The organism is Sphingomonas alpina, assembly GCF_014490665.1.
In the GTDB taxonomy this organism is placed as follows: domain Bacteria; phylum Pseudomonadota; class Alphaproteobacteria; order Sphingomonadales; family Sphingomonadaceae; genus Sphingomonas; species Sphingomonas alpina.
The window spans coordinates 3,373,707-3,389,877 of sequence record NZ_CP061038.1; the positions used below are offsets into that span (position 1 = coordinate 3,373,707).

Here is a 16,171-nt window from a genome sequence, read left to right on the forward strand (position 1 = left end):
CCGCGACCTCTATTCACCTATCGCGCAGGAGACTGATCGGCATGACCATGACCGGACTCGCAGCATTGGGCAGCAGCGCCTTCGCGGCAGGCCCGCCCGCGGCCCAACCCGTGATCGAGCTGCGCCAGTACAAGATCCTCAAGGGCCGTCGCGACGCGATGATCGCCCTGTTCGAGCGCGAGTTCGTCGACAGCCAGGAAGCGCTGGGCATACGCATCATCGGGCAGTTCCGCGATCTCGACGATCCCGACCGCTTCACCTGGATCCGCGAGTTCGAGAGCATGGCGGCGCGCGCTACCGCGCTCAACGCCTTTTATTTCGGGCCGCTATGGAAGGCGCATCGCGATGAGGCCAATGCCTTGCTCGACGACAATGACAATGTCCTGTTGCTGCATCCTGCAGTTGCGGGGCTTGGCTTCGGTCCGCTGACGCGCCCGGTCATGGCGGGCGGCCCCGCAGGTCTGGTGATCGCGACGATCCATTATCTGTGGAAAGATGCCGGCGAGGGGTTCGGCAGCTTCTTTCAGGAACGGATGCAACCAGCGCTCGCCGCGGCGGGTCTGCCCGTCCTGTCCGCCTATGTCCCGGAGCGCGAACCGAATAATTTCCCGCGCTTGCCGGTGCGGCAAAGCGAGAAGCTGTTCGTCTGGTTCACGCGCGTTCCGGATGCCGCCGCTTATGACGCGGCAATGGTGAGATTGCGTGCGGACAAGCTATGGCATGCCACGACCGGCGCCGCGCTCGACGATTTCGAAGAGCGCGCGGCACAGATACTGCGGCTTGCACCGGCCTCCCGCTCGACGCTACGCTGAGCAGGCACATTGCTCCGGCCCGCCGGCACGGTAAGCTGGCGGCATGACCATCGACGCAATCCACGCCAGCCGGGCAACCGCCATGATCGGCGCCGCCCTGTTGGCACTCATTGCAACGGGCGCCCGGGCGCAGGACGTGCTTCCCGCCGCCTCCCCTGCCCCGCCGCCATGCCGGATGGTCGGCGACGCGCCGAGCGCGGCAGGCGTTCCGCAGTTCATCCGCATCGATCCCGCCGCCGCCACGCGCATGGCCGAGATCGGGCTCGACCGTGCGGGCATTTTCGCACGCATGGCGGAGACCTCGATCCCCGAGACGATGGGCTGCTGGGCCATGCCGGCGGGAAATTTCGACAGCCAGCTGATCTCGGTCGGCATGGCGCAGTGGAATTTCGGTACCGGCAGCCTGCAGCCGGTGCTGCAACGCTGGCGCGACGGATTCAGCTCGGGCGGGCGGTTCAAACGCGCGTTGAAGGCGCTCGCGCCAACCTATGGCAAATTGCTTTTCTCGAAGGATTGCCGCGTGGTGCCGGTGCGCGACAAATGCCGCGCCGGGATCCTTGCCGCAGAGGATGCGAGCGGCCGGCTGAACCCGGTGATCGCGACGGAGCTGACCGCGATCTTCGAAAGCGACGCGATGCTGCAGGTCCAGACCGATACTTATATCGAGCTGCTCGATGCGGTGCGGCTCGACTTGCTGCGCGTCTTTCCCGCCGGGCAGATGACCCTGCGCAAGGTGCGCTGGGCGATCGACACCCGGGTGCAGCAGGGCTTTCTGCCCGGCGACGAGGATGTCGCGCGGCTGCGGACGAAGTTGGCTGCAATGCCCGAGGTGGAACGCTGGCCGCGGCTGCGCGCGATCATCGCCTGGTACAAGGCGCTGGCCGAGACGATCGACCAGGACGGCGTCGGCCGCGACCATCAATGGAATGTGCAGCGCTGGGCCTGCATGATCGATGCCGGCGCGATCGATGCGGAGCAATATGAACTGCTCAGCCTCACCTTCCTGCGCAGCCGCACCGCGATCGGCAATAGCGGGCGTTGGCAGGCACTGACTTTCGAACGGCGTGCGAAGATCATCCTTGGCGTCGGCAGCGTCAGCGGCAAGCGCGATGGCGAGTGCGCGGCACAGCCTGCGGCATCATGATGCCCCGAACGTGCGTCAGATCAGCCTGACCAGCGCGGTGCCCACTACCGCAATCCCCATCGACAGGAGCGGCGAGCGCCAGATCAGCATCGCGACCATCGCGCCGGCGACGCCCGCCGCGAGTGCTACATCGCCGGCCAGGATCACCGGCACCACGAACGCGGCGAGCGTACAGGTCGCAAGATGGTCGAGCAGCCGGCGAACTGGCTCAGGCACGCGATTGGTCGCGACCAGCCAGGCGCCGAGGATGCGCGTGGCATAGGTGGCAAGCGCCATCATCCCGATCGCAAGCGCGGTCATCTCAGCGTCTGGCATCGAGGCAATAGCCGAACAGCGCGCCGCCGAGCGCACCGGAGATGACCGCCCAATGCGTCGGCATGACGAGCGAGAGGCCCGCGGCTGCGCCTCCCGCGACGATCCAGGGCGGAACGTCGCGCGGCCCCTTTGCTGCACCGATCAGGACGCAGACGAAAAACGCCGGCATCAATGCATCGACACCGAACTGACGCGGATCGCCGATCGCCTGGCCGGCAAAGGCACCGACCAGCGTTCCCGCAACCCAGGTCAGCCAGAGCAACAGCCCGCCGCCGAGCAGATGGCCGAGGTCGCGTTCGCCACCGGCGATCGCCTGGCGGGTCGAGGCCCAGTTCGCGTCGCTGAGCACAGCAAGCACCGCATAGCGCCGCACCGGCGGCGCGGCATCGAGATAGTCGCCCAGCGTCGCACCGAGCACGACGTGACGGCCGTTGATTGCCAGCGTGGTCATCAGGATCGCGACCCAGGGCAAGGGATACTGCCACAGATCGAGCACCGCATATTGCGCCGCGCCGGCAAAGACGAAGCCGCTCATCGCCGCTGCTGCTGCGGGGCTCAGGCCGGCCTCGACCGCCGCGGCGCCGAAGCCGATGCCGAACACTGCCACGGCGATCGCGGCGGCGAACAGGTCGCGAAACCCGCGACCGACACCGGCGAGGGACAAGTCTGTTGCGGCAGCGGGCATGGCATACCCCTTATCGCTGCGCGCGCGCCGGGCAAGCGACGCAAATGCCAATGCGACGAACATCGCGCCAATTGTTGAGATTGGCATGATATCCGGTTAAACGAAGATCATGCCGGATACACCCCATTTCGATCCACCTCATTCGGTCGCGATCCTCGCCTATCAGGGCCTGTGCCTGTTCGAATATGCGACCGCGCTGGAGGTGCTGAGCAATCGCCGCTCGGCTGACGACCGTCCACTCTATGCGGTGGCGAGTTTCTCGCTCGAAGGATCGTCGATCCTGACCGACCGCGGCGTACCGATCACGGTCGAGGCATCGGATGAGGTGTTTCACGACGCGCAAACCATCGTCGTACCCGGATGGCGCATGGGCCCCGTACCGGACCCGATCGCCGCCGCGCTGGCCATGGCGCATCGGCGCGGCGCACGGATCGTGTCGATCTGCACCGGCGCGTTCGTGCTGGCGGCGGCAGGGCTGCTCGACGAGCGGCATGCGACGACGCACTGGCAATATGCCGACCAGCTCGCGCGCGACCATCCGCGCGTCTCGGTCGATGCGATGGCGCTCTATATCGACGAGGGCAGCATCATCACCTCGGCCGGATCGTCGGCCGGGATCGACATGCTGCTTCATCTCATGCGGCGCGATTTCGGGGCGGCGGCCTGCAACGCCGCTGCCCGCGCGATGGTCGTGCCGCCGCACCGCGAAGGCGGCCAGGCGCAATATGCCGAAACTCCCGTGGCCGAAGTTCATCACAAGGCATTCTCGATGGTGATCGAACGGTTGCGGCGCGATCCAGCCGGCGACCACCGGATCGAGACGCTCGCCGCCACAGCCGCGATGAGCCCGCGCACCTTCTTCCGCAAGTTCCGCGCCGCGACCGGCCATACGCCCTATGACTGGATCCTGCTCGAACGGATCCGGCTGGCCAAGGCAATGCTCGCGGAGGGCGACCTGCCGGTCGAGCGCATCGCCGAACGCGCAGGCTTCGGTGCCGCCGATACCTTCCGGCACCATTTCCGCCGTGTCGTCGGCACCACGCCGAGCCAGTTCCGTGCCGCCTTCCAGCATGACGGGAACTCGCTCCAGGCGGCCGAATGATTGGCGCGATCTGCCGCCCCTTTGGCAGTTCGCACGCTCGCCCTATTCGGCCGATCGCCGGACAAGCAACCGCCAACAAACGGAGTGCCATGTCCATGATTGCAAGGATCTGGAAGGGCGCGGTCCCCACTATCAGGGCGGCTGACTATCTCGACCTGATGCGCTCGGTGTCCCTGCCCGACTATCGCGCGGTGGAGGGCAATGCCGGCGCCTGGTGTCTCCACCAGCAAGATGGTGATCTGACGCAGATCACCATGCTCACCTTCTGGACCGATATGGCCGCGATCTCGCGTTTTGCGGGGAGCGATCCGGCGGTGGCGAAATATTATCCGTTCGACCCGGATTTCCTGATCGAGATGACCCCCGGCGTTGAGCATCTCGAGATATTGCAGGCCTGAAACGATATGCGATGCAAGATGGTACACTTGCAGATCACCTACCTAAAAAACGAGTCGCAGCCCGGCCATTTTATGATTAAGGAAAGATTGCCGGTCCCGCCGGCAAACTAGGGGGGGAATCATGATTACACTCGGCAAGCGCCTTATGGTCGCTTTGCTCGCGCTATTGGCGAGCTCCTTGATTTACAGCGCGCCGGCAGCGGCGCAGGCAACGCGGACCTGGGTGTCCGGCGTCGGCGACGACGCCAATCCTTGCAGCCGCACCGCGCCGTGCAAGACCTTTGCCGGCTCGATCTCCAAGACCGCCGCCGGCGGCGAAATCAACTGCCTTGATCCGGGCGGCTTCGGCACGGTGACGATCACCAAGTCGATCTCGATCATCTGCGAGAATAACCCGGAGGCCGGCGTCACCTCACCGGGCGTCAACGGCTTCATCATCAACGGTACCAATGTCAGCGTCGTGCTCGCCGGCATCGACGTTGAGGGCCTGGGCAACACCACGACCACCGCGGGGGTCAACGGAATCAATTTCCTCAACGGCGCATCGCTGATCGTGCGCGACATGAAGATCCGCGGCTTCCGCAATGGCTACGGCATCAATTTCGCGCCCAATTCCAACGCGCAGCTGTTCGTCGAGAACACGATCATTTCCGATAGCGGCAGTTCCACGACGGTTACAACCGGCGGTGTCAACGTGGCGCCGGCTGCCGGGATGACGGCACGTATCACGATCGTCAATTCGCAGATCGTCAACAATCTGAACGTCGGCCTGCGCATCGATACTACGGGCATTGTGGGATCGAAGATCGTCGCGTCGATCGACAACACTCAATTGGTCAACAATGCGAATGGCCTTCTGATCAAGACGCCTGCGGGCACCGGCGCGGCGGATTTCACGCTGACCGATTCGAACATCGCTCAGAACACCGGCTTCGGCATGATCATCAACGGTGCGGCCACAACGGCACGCGTCGGAAATACCACGATCACCAATAACGGCACCGGGATCAATCTTCTCGGCTCGGCAACCGTGAAAAGCTATGGCGACAATCGTCTGGATGCGAACACGACCGACGGAGCCTTCTCCTCGATCCTTCCTAAAAAATAGACCTGCCTTGAAACTGGATTTGGCCGCGTATCCGCATATCTGTGTGGTGCGCGGCCATTGCTCGAGCATATAGCTCAGCGCGATTGGTCATCCGGCTCGAGCAGGCCATCGGCCAGGGCCTGGGTTACAAAGGCCCTGACGTCGGCGGCCACCGTCGCGCGCGGCGCATCATGACACGCGGCAAGCGTATCGACGATCGCATCCACGTCCTCGCCCCGGGCAATGCTGCGCCAGATCTCGGAAGCGATCGGGTTCAGTCCGTGATATTTCTCGTCGCGCAAATCGAAGAGCACCAGCTCTCCCTCAACATCCTGCCAGACGATGCGATCGGATAGCGTCGGCGGCAAACTACTTACTCCAATAGAGGGGGAATCCCTCGATATCACGCAAAGCGCCCGCCATGAACAGCGGGATCGACCCGCAACCGCCGGACGATCTATCGCGGGGCTCCCCATGCGCGCATGAAGCTGTCGATCGCATCATCGATATCCTGCGCGACGCTGCCCGGATTGCGGAAACCCTCGATCCCCAGCAGCATCTCCTGGAAGCAGCCCGACTTGCACATCGACGCGAATTGCCGCGCGGCAACCATTGGGTCGCCGGGCCGCAATCGGCCATCGTCCATTGCCGCCCCGATATACGTGGCAAGCCGCGCCCTGCCGCGTTGCGGCCCGCGCTCGTAGAACATCGCGCCGAGCTCTGGAAAACGCTGGGCTTCCCCCATCACGACACGGTGCAGCGCGACGATCGACTCCGAAAGGATCGTCGCCATCATAGCGGTCGCAAAACGGCGCAGCGTCGGCTCGATCGGCCCAGCCGGGTCGAGCTCGATCATCCACACGCTGCTGTACTGGTCGACGATATCATCGACCACCGCCGCGAACAGATCCTGCTTGGACGGGAAATAGGACCAGAGCGTGGTCTTCGACCCCCCGACCGCCGAGGCGATCGCCGACATGGCGGTCTGACCATAGCCATCGGCGAAGAAGGCGTCGCGCGCTGCATCGACAAAGGCCTGGCGCCGCAATGCACGGCCATCCGGCTGCTTCGCGGCGATGGCCGGATTGACCACGACAAAGGCCGAGCCGTGCACATCCTCGCCGCTGGAGCGCACGCGATGGTCGCTGGAGGGATCAGTAATACTATCTGGTATCATTTTGATTGACAGCCGTAACGAACAAGATCAGGGGCGAATGATACCAGATAGTATCAGGCCTGACCATGCGTCGATTCTCCATTCCCTTTTCGGCGTGCCCCGTCGCGCTCGCCGCCGCACTCCTGGCCGCCCCGCTCGGCGGCTGCGTCACCGTGCCCGATCTCGGCACCAAGCCCGAACCGCGCAGCGCCGCGACGCTCGACTCGGCACAGACGTTGCGGACCACAGCGGCTGCGACTCAGGCCTGGCCCGAACCGGCGTGGTGGACGGCGTTCGGCGATCCGCAGCTTAACGGGCTGATCGATGAAGCCCTGAAAGCCTCGCCCGACGTGGCCGCCGCCGTGGCGCGAATCAACGCTGCCGATGCGCTGGCACGGCAGACCGGCGCCGCATTGCTGCCCGGCCTGAGCGTCGACGGCACGGCCGGCGGCAACAAGCAGAGCAAGAACCTCGGCATCCCACCGCAGTTCGTCCCCGACGGCATCCAGGATACCGGCCGGTTGACTGCGACCGCGTCATTCGATCTCGATTTGTGGGGCAAGAATCGCGCCGCATTGGCCGCAGCGACCTCCGAAGCCGAAGCGGCGCGAGTCGATGCCGATCAGGCGCGACTGATGCTCGCCACCAATGTCGCCACCGCCTATGCCGAACTGGCGCAATATCATGCCGAGCGCGATGTCGCGGTCGAGGCGCTGCGCGTGCGCGGCGCGACCGCCAAACTGACCGCCGAGCGCGTTGCGGTCGGCGTCGATGCGCTGGGCAGCCAGCGCCAGGCGGAATCGCGCGTCCCGGCCGCCCGCGCCGACATCGGCGCGCTTGACGAAGCGATCGCGCTGACTCGCAACCGGCTGGCCGCCCTGGTCGGCGCCGGCCCGGATCGCGGATTGACCATCGCCCGGCCGACGCTTGCCGCCACATCCGCCGGGCTGCCCGACAATGCCGGAATCGACCTGATCGGGCGCCGCCCCGACATCGTCGCAGCCAGATTGCGCGCCGAGGCCGCCGCCAAGCGGATCAAGGTCGCACGCGCCGATTTCTATCCCAATATCAACCTGTCGGCAGTGGTCGGACTGCAATCGCTTGGGCTCGGCCAGCTGTTCAAGGGCGGATCCAGCTATGGCAATGCCGGGCCGGCTTTCTCGCTGCCGATCTTCGACGGTGGGCGCATCCGTGGCCGATATGTCCAGGCGCGCGCCAATTACGACACGGCGGTCGCGCAATATGACGGGGTGCTGATCACCGCGCTGCGTGAAGCCGCCGATGCCGTGGCCAGCCAGAACGCGCTCGGCCAACGGCTCTCACAGCAGCGCGAGGCGCTGACCGCCGCCGCCGATGCCAGCCGCATTGCCGCACTGCGCTACAAGGGCGGGCTTTCGACGCTGCTGCCCGTACTGACCGCCGATGATTTCGAACTCACCACCCGGCGCGCCGTCGTCGATCTCGAGGCGCGCCGCGTCGCGCTCGACATCGCACTGATCCGCGCGGTCGGTGGTGGCTACCGCATGACACCCAAGATGATGGGGGAGATAAAGTAATGGCCGACGCCCCGACACCGCAGCCAGTAGCAATCGAAACCGAAGCCGCAGCCGCGCCGCCCACCGCCGGCAAGCGCCGGAGGCTTTTGACCATCCTCGCCATCGTGGTGGTGGTGATCGCAGCCCTGTGGGGCCTGTGGTATTTCATATTCGAGGCCGGACGCGTGCACACCGACAATGCCTATGTCGGCGCGGACTCGGCGCAGGTGACGTCGCTCGTCTCGGGCCCGGTGGCTGAAGTCCGTGTCGGCGGGACTCAGGCGGTGAAGAAGGGCGACATACTGGTCGTCATCGACGATGCCGATGCGAAGATCGATGTCGCCACCGCCGAGGCGGCATTCCGCCTGGCGCAGCAGCGGTTCGGGCAATCGGCAGCACAAGCCGATTCCGCTCGCGCCAAGGTACAGTCGCGCGACGCGGAGATCGCTCAGGCCCGCGCGCGGCTGATCGACGCCGATGCGACACTTGAACGCACCCGGATCGAGCTTGCCCGCCGCCAGCAGCTGATCAGCAGCGGGGCTGCATCGGGCGAGGAACTGAGCAGCGCGCGCGCCGCTTATGACAGCGCGCGTGCAGCCCGGGAACTGGCCAAGGCCGGCATCGCGTCCGCCGTCGCCACGCAGAACTCGGCCGGTGGCGACGCCGCGGCGAGCGAAGCGCTGGTGCGCGGCACGACGATCGACACCAATCCCGACGTCGCGAGCGCGCGTGCGCGGCTCGACAAGGCACGGCTCGACCTCGCGCGCACCGTGATCCGCGCACCCGTCGACGGCATCGTCACCAACCGCCAGGTGCAGGTCGGCCAGCGTATCGCGGCCGGTGTCCCGATCATGACCCTGGTGCCGATCGCCAGCGCCTATGTCGACGCCAATTTCAAGGAGAGCCAGCTGCGCCATGTGAAGATCGGCCAACCGGTCGAACTGACCTCCGACTATTATGGCGGCGACGTGGTGTTCCACGGCAAGGTCACCGGATTTGCCGGCGGCACCGGGGCGGCCTTCTCACTGATCCCGGCGCAGAACGCGACCGGCAATTGGGTCAAGGTGGTGCAGCGCCTGCCGGTGCGCGTGACGATCGACCCGAAGGACCTCAACGCCCACCCACTGCGCGTCGGCCTGACGATGGACGCGGTCATCGATACGCGCGGCAAGTAAGATGGCCGACAGCGAAAACCCGGGAAGCGAGGTCGAACCAGCTCCGCTGAGCGGCGGGAAACTGCTGCTGGCGGGCATCGCGCTCGCGCTCGCCAATTTCGTCGTCGTACTCGACGTGACGATCGCCAATGTCTCGGTCCCGCATATCGCGGGCGGACTGGCGATTTCACCGACGCAAGGGACGTGGGTGATCACCTCCTATTCGGTGGCCGACGCGATCAGCGTGCCGCTGACCGGCTGGCTGGCTTCGCGCTTCGGCACGGTGCGCTGGTTCATCATGTCGCTGCTCGGCTTCGGCTTCTTCTCGATGATGTGCGGCTTGTCGAACAGTCTCAGCATGCTGGTTGTGTTCCGCATCCTGCAGGGTCTGTCGGGCGGCCCGCTGATGCCGCTATCGCAGAGCCTGTTGCTGCGCATCTTCCCCAGGAAGATGGCCGGCGCCGCCATGGGACTATGGGCGATGACCACGGTGTGCGCACCGGTCGCCGGGCCGATCCTGGGCGGGTTGATCAGCGACAATTGGTCCTGGCCGTGGATTTTCTTCATCAACCTGCCGGTCGTCGCCTTGTGCATCTTCGTGGTCACGCGGCTGATCACCCCGTTCGAGACCAAGAAAGCCAAGGTCGGCATCGACATTATCGGGCTGGTCCTGCTGGTGGTGTGGGTCGGTGCGTTCCAGCTGATGCTCGATACCGGGCGCGAACATGACTGGTTCTCCTCACCCTTCGTGGTCGCGATGGCGATCATCGCCGGGATCGGTTTTCCCGCCTTCGTGATCTGGGAACTGGGCGAGAAGAACCCGATCGTCGACATCAAGGTGTTCCGGCATCGCGGCTTTACCGTCGGGACGATCGCGGTGGCACTTGGCTTTGGCGCATTCTTCGCCTCGGTTGTGCTGACACCGTTGTGGCTGCAATCGGTGGTCGGCTACACCGCGACCGAAGCCGGCTATGCGACTGCGTTCGTCGGCGTGTTCGCGGTGCTGATGTCGCCGATCGCCGCACGACTGATTGGCAAGGTCGACCTCCGCATCACCGTCTGTGCCGGGATCACCTGGCTGGCGGTGATGTCGCTGCTGCGCGCAGGATGGAGCACCGATTCCGATTTCTGGACGCTATCGATGCCGCAATTGCTGCAGGGGATCGGCATGCCGTTCTTCTTCATCGGCCTGACCGCGCTGGCGCTGTCGGCGGTCAAGCCGAACGAGACCACGTCGGCCGCGGGTATCATGAGCTTCGTGCGCACGCTGTGCGGTGCGGTCGGCACAGCGATGGCGACCACTGCCTGGGACAGTGCGTCGCGAGTCAGCCGCTCCGACATGGTGCCTTCGCTTAACGGTGTCAGTGAGACCATGGCGACGATGGAGTCACGTGGCATGTCGACCGAACAGGCACGCGGCGCGGTCGACCGGCTGGTCGATGCACAGGCCTCGACGATCGGCGCGACGCATGTCTTCACTCTCGCCTTCGTGATCTTCGTGATCGCCGCAGCGGTTGTTTGGCTCGCCCCCAAGCCCAAGGCCGGCGTCGGAATGGGCGCGGCGCACTAGGTCCCGCAGCCCGCTGTTCCCCGGCGACCAGCCCCCCGCCGGGGAACAGCCCCAGTCTCACGGCGATGATCGACCCGGGCTCGATCGCCTTTGCGAATGTCGGGAACGATTCAAACCCATGACGGTTCATGCCAGCCCGGTGCCGGGACAGGCCCATCCGCGGGCCGCCGCCGCTCTTTGACATGACTGGGAATATAGGGTGATCGCCAGATGCTGTTCCGGCCCGAACAGCACCCGGTTGCATGCTGTTATGGTGCTGTTTTCATGCTGTTATTCAATAACAGCATTTTCGCCCACAAATCATTGAAAACACTTCGGTAAATTCAACCCAAAATCCAACTTAACAGCAACGAAAAAATTGCCGCTGATAAACAGCATAAAACAGCATGCGGCGTGGTCCGCCGGCCGGCTGTTCCCGGCCCCGTTATCCCTCCGACGGCTCCCCCAAACCAACGGAAACTGCGCTTCACGCCGCCGCGATCACGTCGACCGGTTTCATGCGCGGCACGAGAATGTGGATCAGCGCCAGCGCGATCAGATAGACGCTGCCGGCAACCGCGAAGATCAGCGTATAGCTGCCGGTGGTTTGCAGCACATAACCGACGAACTTCGCCATCAGCATGCCACCGATCGCGCCTGCCGTACCGCCGATACCGACCACCGACCCGACCGCCGCGCGCGGGAACATATCCGACGGCAGGGTGTAGAGATTGGCCGACCAGGCCTGGTGCGCGGCGGTGGCCAGACCGAGGATCGCGACCGCGGCCCAGAGATGGTCGACATATTGCGCGAAGAAGATCGGCGTCACCAGGAAAGCGCAGGCGAGCATGGTCAGCTTGCGCGCGCGATTGGCCGGCAAGCCGCGCTTCATCATCTTCGACGATGCCCAACCGCCGGCGACGCTGCCGAAATCGGAGATGAGGTAGATCACGACCAAAGGCGGGCCGAAGGTCAGCAAGTCGAGGCCATAGGCCTTGCCGAGGAAATCGGGCGTCCAGAACAGAAACAGCCACCAGATCGGATCGGTCATGAATTTGCCCAGCGCGAACGCCCAGGTCTGGCGATAGCGCAGCAGCTTGAACCAGCTGATGCGCCCGACCGGATCGACCGGGTCGCTCTCGATATAGGCGAGTTCGGCGGCGCCGACCTTGGTGCTCTCGCGCGGGCGACGATAGAGCGCGATCCACGCGATGAGCCAGACCAGGCTGGCGGCACCGGTGATGATGAACGCCATACGCCAGCCATAAGCGATGGTGATGACCGGCACGAGCAACGGGGTCAGCACCGCGCCGATATTGGCGCCGGCGTTGAACACGCCGGTGGCAAAGGCGCGTTCCTTGGCCGGGAACCATTCGGACACCGCCTTGATCCCGGACGGGAAGTTACCGGATTCACCGATACCGAGGATGAAGCGCGCAATCGAAAATTGCGCCGCGGTGGAGACGAATCCGCACAAGGTATGGCCCGCCGTCCAGATCACGAACGCGATCGAATAACCGACCCGCGCACCCAGCCGGTCGACGATCCAACCAAAGCTGAGATAGCCGATCGCGTACGCCGTCTGGAACCAGAAGATCACATCGGCGAAGGTCGTTTCCGACCAGCCGAGGTCGCCAGAGATGGTCGATTTGAGCACCCCGATCATCTGCCGGTCGACATAGTTGATCGCGGTCGCAGCGAACAACAGGGCGCAGATCAGCCAGCGATAGCGGCCCATCCGTTCGGCAGCACTGGCCACCACGGTATCGCGTGTCGGCATTAGCTCGCTCCCGGAGTGTTCGCGCGGTTCTGTGCGGCGATGATGCAGTCGATCGACAATGTCGTGCCGAAGCGGGCTTCGACCCGGTCACCTGCTTCGACCGGGTGTACGCCGGTGACGGCGCCGGTCGAAATCCATTGCCCCGGCTCGAGCGGCAGGCCGCGCCGTGCCGCCAGTGCGGCGATGAAACGCACCGCACCCCATGGCCCGTCTAGCATGGCCGCAGTGGTCGCGCGGCCAACTTCGACGCCGTTGATCGACAGCGCGACCGGGATCGAGTCGAGATCGGCGTCCCGCCAGCCGGGCAGTTCCTCACCGACCAGCAAGCCATTATTATTGCCGAAATCGGACACTGTCACTGCCGGCCCGAGATCGTTGATGGTCGGGAGCGGTGAGCTGGCGATCTCGATGCCGATCGCGACGCGATCGATCAGCGCGCGCGCCTCCTCCAGCGTCCAGTCGGTCTTGGCCGGGTCCGGCCGGGTCCCGATCCGCAGGATGAATTCCGCTTCCGCGGCGGCAAAGCCCCCCCGATCACGGACATGGCTACCGCGTTGCCATTGTCCGTAGCGATGCTGTCGGTGAAGATCGGCCCGGCAAGCCGCTCGGCCCCGAGCCGGTCGGACGCCGGCGGATGAATCCGCCCGACCTTCCACCCGCCGACGGTGCCGCCGCGCAGGCCGATCGCCAGCCGCTGGATCTCATAGGCATCCTCGAGCGATTGCGGCAGCGCTCCGGGATAGTCGTCGAGCGGTTGCGCGTCGCGGCGCGCGGCGACGAAACGGGCAGCGGTCGATTGCGGCCCGTCGTGAAGCGTCGCCGTGTCGCCTGGTAAAGTGTCGCGAGTCATGCCGCCCTTCCATGATATAGGCTGTCGCCGGGGTCGAATTGCCGCCCGGGAAATGTGAAATCATAGGTCGACCTGGCGACCGACGGCGCGGCCTGGGCCAATGTGCGGACGGAAAGCGCAGTCATGCAATCGGCCAAAGCAAAGGCTGACGGATCGGAAAGTTGCGCACGACCTCGGCCACGACCGGATCCGCATCGAGCGAGAGCCACAGCGTCAGCCAGTCGGCACGGCCCAGCGCCTCGCCACCGAACAACAGGCTCGGCTGGCGCACCGGCAGATCGTCGAAATATTCGACATCCTTCGCATAGGGCCAGGCCCCCTTTTCGTGGATGAACGGTGCCATGAAGGCGATCGCCTTGCCGATCCCGCGTCCATCGGCCGTGGTGAAGCGCCACAGGTCATTGTCACGCGAGAGCAAACGGCAGGCACCGGCCAGCACATCGAGATTGAACAGCGAGTAGCTGTACGGCTTGGTCCGGGCGAGCTCGAGCGGCTGGCTTCCATCGGGCGCGATCTGGTGCGGGATAATCGTCTCGGTCAGTCGCGTACGAGCGGCATCGAGCACCGTCGCGTCGCCGACCAGCGAGGCAAAGGCAGCGGCTTGCAGCAGCCAGCAACTACCGTGATTGTTGGCCTGATCGCGCTCCTCGCGCCCCGCTGGCGATGTAGTCAGCCAGGTCAGATAGTCCCGAAACCAGCCCTCGACGCCCCTACGAACCGCTGCATAGCCCGGGGCGTGGGCTCGACCGAGCAATTCGACGGCGCGGGCGACCTCGACGATCTGGAGCGTATCGATAATGCCGATAGCGCGGCCGGTATTGACGCCGATGATCGCCTGGGCATGCGCCAGATCGGGTGCCATGCGTGTCGCCGGATCGACGAACCAGGCCTTGAGATGCGCTACCGCGTGATGCGCGTAGCGGGCATCTTTCGACAGCAACCAGGCTGCGGTCAGCGCGGGCATCTCGACTCCGAAGCGGATCAGTGCGTCACGATGCCCGTCGAACTTCGCCGGATTGGAAAAGCCGTCGCGGCGGATGTACGGACCAGATGGGCTGGCGGGATCAGGCCACCAATAATCCCCTTCCGAATAATAATCGTGACGGGTCCCCGGGCTGCGCGGTGCCGGAATGGCGGCGATCGTGCGCGGCGCGTGCGCTAGGAAGGCCGATCCAGCGCGCAGCACGCGAGCACGTTCGATAGCCGCCAGGTCGAACGGCGCGGGCGCGGCAATCGCCCTGCCCGCCAATATAAGACAGGCAGTACCGACGAGTAATTCGCGCCGCGCCATCATGCCGCAGCTCCCCGATGGCGCACGAGCGGCCGGGCGGGAAAGGCGATGCTTTCTCATCAGCGCGCATCGATGTGGTAGAACAGGGCGAGCATGCCCTCCCTTGACTGCGGATAGCGTCCTGCCCCCCAGGCCCAGTCGGCGCGGGTCAACAGCGCGTCGAGTTCATTCGCCGGCCACTTCATTTCCGTATAGCGCCAGCTCGCCGGTTGGCCGCGATAGGCACTGAGGAAATCGGTCGCCTTGCGCAGCCCCCGCCCCTTGTCGTCGGCATAGCTCCACAGATCGAGATCGAGACAACCGGCGATTTCCGCCACGTCATAGGCCGGTTCGAGCGCGTAGATCGAATAATGGAAGCTGCGCGTGCGGGTCAATTCGGCCGGGAGCGCCCCCGAGGGATCGAACTGCACCGCGATGCGGCGTTGGGGGAATTCCACCACGGTCTTGCGCGCGATGTCCGGGCGGCGTGCGAACAGTGCATAGTGGGTGAGTTGCGCGTCGAACCACATGCCGTGATTGTTCTTCGCCGCCTGTTCCTCACGCCCAATCGGGCTGGTCAGCATCCAGTCGACATAGCGGCCAAACCAGGTCTCCAGCGCCTTGGCCTCCGCCGCGTTCAGCGCGCCCGACGGGCCGATCAGCCCGATCGCGTCGATCACTGGCTGGAACGCGTTGGTATCGAGCACGCCCTCGGCCCGGCCATTCTCGCGGCCCGGCACGGCCTGGGCGAATTTGGCATTGGGATTCATCGCCGTGGCGGGATCGAGGAACCAGGTGCGGATCACCTGCGCGGCCTTCTCGGCATATCTGGGGTCGCCGCTGTAATAATAAGCGAGCGACAGCATCTCGGCGTCGCTGCTCATCCGGCCGATCGCGGTGCGGTCATAGGATCTTGTTTCGCGCTTCGGATTCACCTCGCCGTCACGGCGTACATAGGGACCCGAGGGATTGGCCGGATCGGGCCACCAATAGGGCGCGATGCTGAGATAATCATGCCGGTCGCCGGACAAGGGTATGGTGGTCTTGTCCATCACCGATCCGGGCTTGCGCTTGAGCGCGGCATTGGCGCGTTCGATCAGCGCGGCATAGGCCTTCGCCACCACGGGATCGCTGTCGCGCGCCGCCGTGATTGCCTCAAGCTGATCGGGCTTGAGATAGAAAGTGCGCCGCCCACCAAACGCCGCAGCATATCCCTCTTCCCCACGACACGCCGACGGTTGGACAGGTGCGCGCAAGGAAAAATCCGCCGCTGCCGAAGGAACTCCGGCAGCGGCGAAAACGGCAAGAGCGGGGAGAAGGGTCGCTTTGCCGAT

Annotated in this window: 18 protein-coding genes; 8 read left to right on the forward strand and 10 right to left on the reverse strand. The window is 65.0% G+C overall.

The window, feature by feature from the left end:
- The first annotated feature begins 41 nt into the window (after positions 1-41).
- On the forward strand, positions 42-812 hold the full coding sequence (locus H3Z74_RS15740; protein ID WP_229726613.1) for an NIPSNAP family protein: 771 nt from the start codon (positions 42-44) through the stop codon (positions 810-812).
- 43 nt (positions 813-855) lie between these two features.
- Positions 856-1,956 (forward strand): hypothetical protein, encoded by a 1,101-nt coding sequence (locus H3Z74_RS15745; RefSeq protein WP_187760542.1) that lies wholly within the window; start codon positions 856-858, stop codon positions 1,954-1,956.
- A 15-nt stretch (positions 1,957-1,971) separates the two neighbouring features.
- Here the strand turns inward: H3Z74_RS15745 and H3Z74_RS15750 are convergent, their stop codons facing one another.
- Together H3Z74_RS15750 and H3Z74_RS15755 are read right to left on the reverse strand one after the other, a co-directional pair.
- Positions 1,972-2,256: an AzlD domain-containing protein gene (locus H3Z74_RS15750; protein ID WP_187760543.1), complete on the reverse strand. Its 285-nt coding sequence runs from the start codon at positions 2,254-2,256 to the stop codon at positions 1,972-1,974.
- A 1-nt stretch (position 2,257) separates the two neighbouring features.
- Positions 2,258-2,956 carry an AzlC family ABC transporter permease gene (locus tag H3Z74_RS15755; RefSeq protein WP_187760544.1) on the reverse strand — a complete coding sequence of 233 codons (699 nt, stop codon included), beginning with the start codon at positions 2,954-2,956 and terminating at the stop codon, positions 2,258-2,260.
- 109 nt (positions 2,957-3,065) lie between these two features.
- On the opposite strand from H3Z74_RS15755, the gene H3Z74_RS15760 reads away from it, so the two are divergent.
- The 3 genes from H3Z74_RS15760 to H3Z74_RS15770 all read left to right on the forward strand — a co-directional run bounded on the left by H3Z74_RS15760 (position 3,066) and on the right by H3Z74_RS15770 (position 5,564).
- Positions 3,066-4,058: a helix-turn-helix domain-containing protein gene (locus tag H3Z74_RS15760; RefSeq protein WP_187760545.1), complete on the forward strand. Its 993-nt coding sequence runs from the start codon at positions 3,066-3,068 to the stop codon at positions 4,056-4,058.
- A gap of 89 nt (positions 4,059-4,147) precedes the next feature.
- Positions 4,148-4,456, forward strand: a complete 309-nt coding sequence (locus H3Z74_RS15765) for a hypothetical protein (RefSeq protein ID WP_229726614.1) — start codon at positions 4,148-4,150, stop codon at positions 4,454-4,456.
- 121 nt (positions 4,457-4,577) lie between these two features.
- A complete protein-coding gene (locus H3Z74_RS15770; protein ID WP_229726615.1) occupies positions 4,578-5,564 on the forward strand; it encodes a right-handed parallel beta-helix repeat-containing protein in 987 nt (328 codons plus the stop codon).
- A 74-nt stretch (positions 5,565-5,638) separates the two neighbouring features.
- Here H3Z74_RS15770 and H3Z74_RS15775 read toward each other — a convergent pair whose 3' ends face one another.
- Both H3Z74_RS15775 and H3Z74_RS15780 read right to left on the reverse strand, forming a co-directional pair.
- On the reverse strand, positions 5,639-5,911 hold the full coding sequence (locus tag H3Z74_RS15775) for a PqqD family protein (protein ID WP_187760546.1): 273 nt from the start codon (positions 5,909-5,911) through the stop codon (positions 5,639-5,641).
- Between the two features lie 89 nt (positions 5,912-6,000).
- The gene (locus H3Z74_RS15780) at positions 6,001-6,678 is read right to left on the reverse strand and encodes a TetR/AcrR family transcriptional regulator (protein WP_229726616.1); all 678 of its coding nucleotides are present in this window, start codon (positions 6,676-6,678) and stop codon (positions 6,001-6,003) included.
- Between the two features lie 107 nt (positions 6,679-6,785).
- On the opposite strand from H3Z74_RS15780, the gene H3Z74_RS15785 reads away from it, so the two are divergent.
- Genes H3Z74_RS15785 through H3Z74_RS15795 form a run of 3 tightly spaced genes read left to right on the forward strand, consistent with a single transcriptional unit; the run spans position 6,786 to position 10,958 of the window.
- Positions 6,786-8,255 (forward strand): efflux transporter outer membrane subunit, encoded by a 1,470-nt coding sequence (locus H3Z74_RS15785; protein WP_187760548.1) that lies wholly within the window; start codon positions 6,786-6,788, stop codon positions 8,253-8,255.
- Positions 8,255-9,409, forward strand: coding sequence for an HlyD family secretion protein (locus H3Z74_RS15790; RefSeq protein WP_187760549.1), 1,155 nt, complete (start codon positions 8,255-8,257; stop codon positions 9,407-9,409). The genes H3Z74_RS15785 and H3Z74_RS15790 overlap by 1 nt, the downstream gene beginning before the upstream one ends.
- Before the next feature lies 1 nt (position 9,410).
- The gene (locus tag H3Z74_RS15795) at positions 9,411-10,958 is read left to right on the forward strand and encodes a DHA2 family efflux MFS transporter permease subunit (protein ID WP_187760550.1); all 1,548 of its coding nucleotides are present in this window, start codon (positions 9,411-9,413) and stop codon (positions 10,956-10,958) included.
- Between the two features lie 466 nt (positions 10,959-11,424).
- On the opposite strand, the gene H3Z74_RS15800 is transcribed toward H3Z74_RS15795, so the two are convergent.
- Genes H3Z74_RS15800 through H3Z74_RS15815 form a run of 6 tightly spaced genes read right to left on the reverse strand, consistent with a single transcriptional unit; the run spans position 11,425 to position 16,093 of the window.
- Positions 11,425-12,717: an MFS transporter gene (locus H3Z74_RS15800; protein ID WP_187760551.1), complete on the reverse strand. Its 1,293-nt coding sequence runs from the start codon at positions 12,715-12,717 to the stop codon at positions 11,425-11,427.
- Positions 12,717-13,217 carry a 2-keto-4-pentenoate hydratase gene (locus H3Z74_RS24780; protein WP_326838816.1) on the reverse strand — a complete coding sequence of 167 codons (501 nt, stop codon included), beginning with the start codon at positions 13,215-13,217 and terminating at the stop codon, positions 12,717-12,719. Before H3Z74_RS24780 ends, H3Z74_RS15800 begins: the two co-directional genes overlap by 1 nt.
- Positions 13,148-13,567 carry a hypothetical protein gene (locus H3Z74_RS24785; protein ID WP_326838817.1) on the reverse strand — a complete coding sequence of 140 codons (420 nt, stop codon included), beginning with the start codon at positions 13,565-13,567 and terminating at the stop codon, positions 13,148-13,150. Before H3Z74_RS24785 ends, H3Z74_RS24780 begins: the two co-directional genes overlap by 70 nt.
- On the reverse strand, positions 13,564-13,692 hold the full coding sequence (locus H3Z74_RS24650; protein ID WP_261300402.1) for a hypothetical protein: 129 nt from the start codon (positions 13,690-13,692) through the stop codon (positions 13,564-13,566). The genes H3Z74_RS24785 and H3Z74_RS24650 overlap by 4 nt, the downstream gene beginning before the upstream one ends.
- Positions 13,689-14,918, reverse strand: a complete 1,230-nt coding sequence (locus H3Z74_RS15810) for an alginate lyase family protein (protein ID WP_229726617.1) — start codon at positions 14,916-14,918, stop codon at positions 13,689-13,691. The genes H3Z74_RS24650 and H3Z74_RS15810 overlap by 4 nt, the downstream gene beginning before the upstream one ends.
- On the reverse strand, positions 14,918-16,093 hold the full coding sequence (locus H3Z74_RS15815; RefSeq protein ID WP_187760552.1) for an alginate lyase family protein: 1,176 nt from the start codon (positions 16,091-16,093) through the stop codon (positions 14,918-14,920). Before H3Z74_RS15815 ends, H3Z74_RS15810 begins: the two co-directional genes overlap by 1 nt.
- Positions 16,094-16,171: the final 78 nt, after the last annotated feature.

What these genes read in the sequence shown, in the direction of transcription:
- H3Z74_RS15740 (WP_229726613.1), top strand. Translation starts at nt 42, where the DNA reads ATGACCATGACCGGACTCGCAGCATTGGGCAGCAGCGCCTTCGCGGCA.
- H3Z74_RS15745 (WP_187760542.1), top strand. Translation starts at nt 856, where the DNA reads ATGACCATCGACGCAATCCACGCCAGCCGGGCAACCGCCATGATCGGC.
- H3Z74_RS15750 (WP_187760543.1), bottom strand. Translation starts at nt 2,256, where the DNA reads ATGACCGCGCTTGCGATCGGGATGATGGCGCTTGCCACCTATGCCACG.
- H3Z74_RS15755 (WP_187760544.1), bottom strand. Translation starts at nt 2,956, where the DNA reads ATGCCCGCTGCCGCAACAGACTTGTCCCTCGCCGGTGTCGGTCGCGGG.
- H3Z74_RS15760 (WP_187760545.1), top strand. Translation starts at nt 3,066, where the DNA reads ATGCCGGATACACCCCATTTCGATCCACCTCATTCGGTCGCGATCCTC.
- H3Z74_RS15765 (WP_229726614.1), top strand. Translation starts at nt 4,148, where the DNA reads ATGTCCATGATTGCAAGGATCTGGAAGGGCGCGGTCCCCACTATCAGG.
- H3Z74_RS15770 (WP_229726615.1), top strand. Translation starts at nt 4,578, where the DNA reads ATGATTACACTCGGCAAGCGCCTTATGGTCGCTTTGCTCGCGCTATTG.
- H3Z74_RS15785 (WP_187760548.1), top strand. Translation starts at nt 6,786, where the DNA reads ATGCGTCGATTCTCCATTCCCTTTTCGGCGTGCCCCGTCGCGCTCGCC.
- H3Z74_RS15790 (WP_187760549.1), top strand. Translation starts at nt 8,255, where the DNA reads ATGGCCGACGCCCCGACACCGCAGCCAGTAGCAATCGAAACCGAAGCC.
- H3Z74_RS15795 (WP_187760550.1), top strand. Translation starts at nt 9,411, where the DNA reads ATGGCCGACAGCGAAAACCCGGGAAGCGAGGTCGAACCAGCTCCGCTG.
- H3Z74_RS15800 (WP_187760551.1), bottom strand. Translation starts at nt 12,717, where the DNA reads ATGCCGACACGCGATACCGTGGTGGCCAGTGCTGCCGAACGGATGGGC.
- H3Z74_RS24785 (WP_326838817.1), bottom strand. Translation starts at nt 13,567, where the DNA reads ATGACTCGCGACACTTTACCAGGCGACACGGCGACGCTTCACGACGGG.
- H3Z74_RS24650 (WP_261300402.1), bottom strand. Translation starts at nt 13,692, where the DNA reads ATGACTGCGCTTTCCGTCCGCACATTGGCCCAGGCCGCGCCGTCGGTC.
- H3Z74_RS15810 (WP_229726617.1), bottom strand. Translation starts at nt 14,918, where the DNA reads ATGAGAAAGCATCGCCTTTCCCGCCCGGCCGCTCGTGCGCCATCGGGG.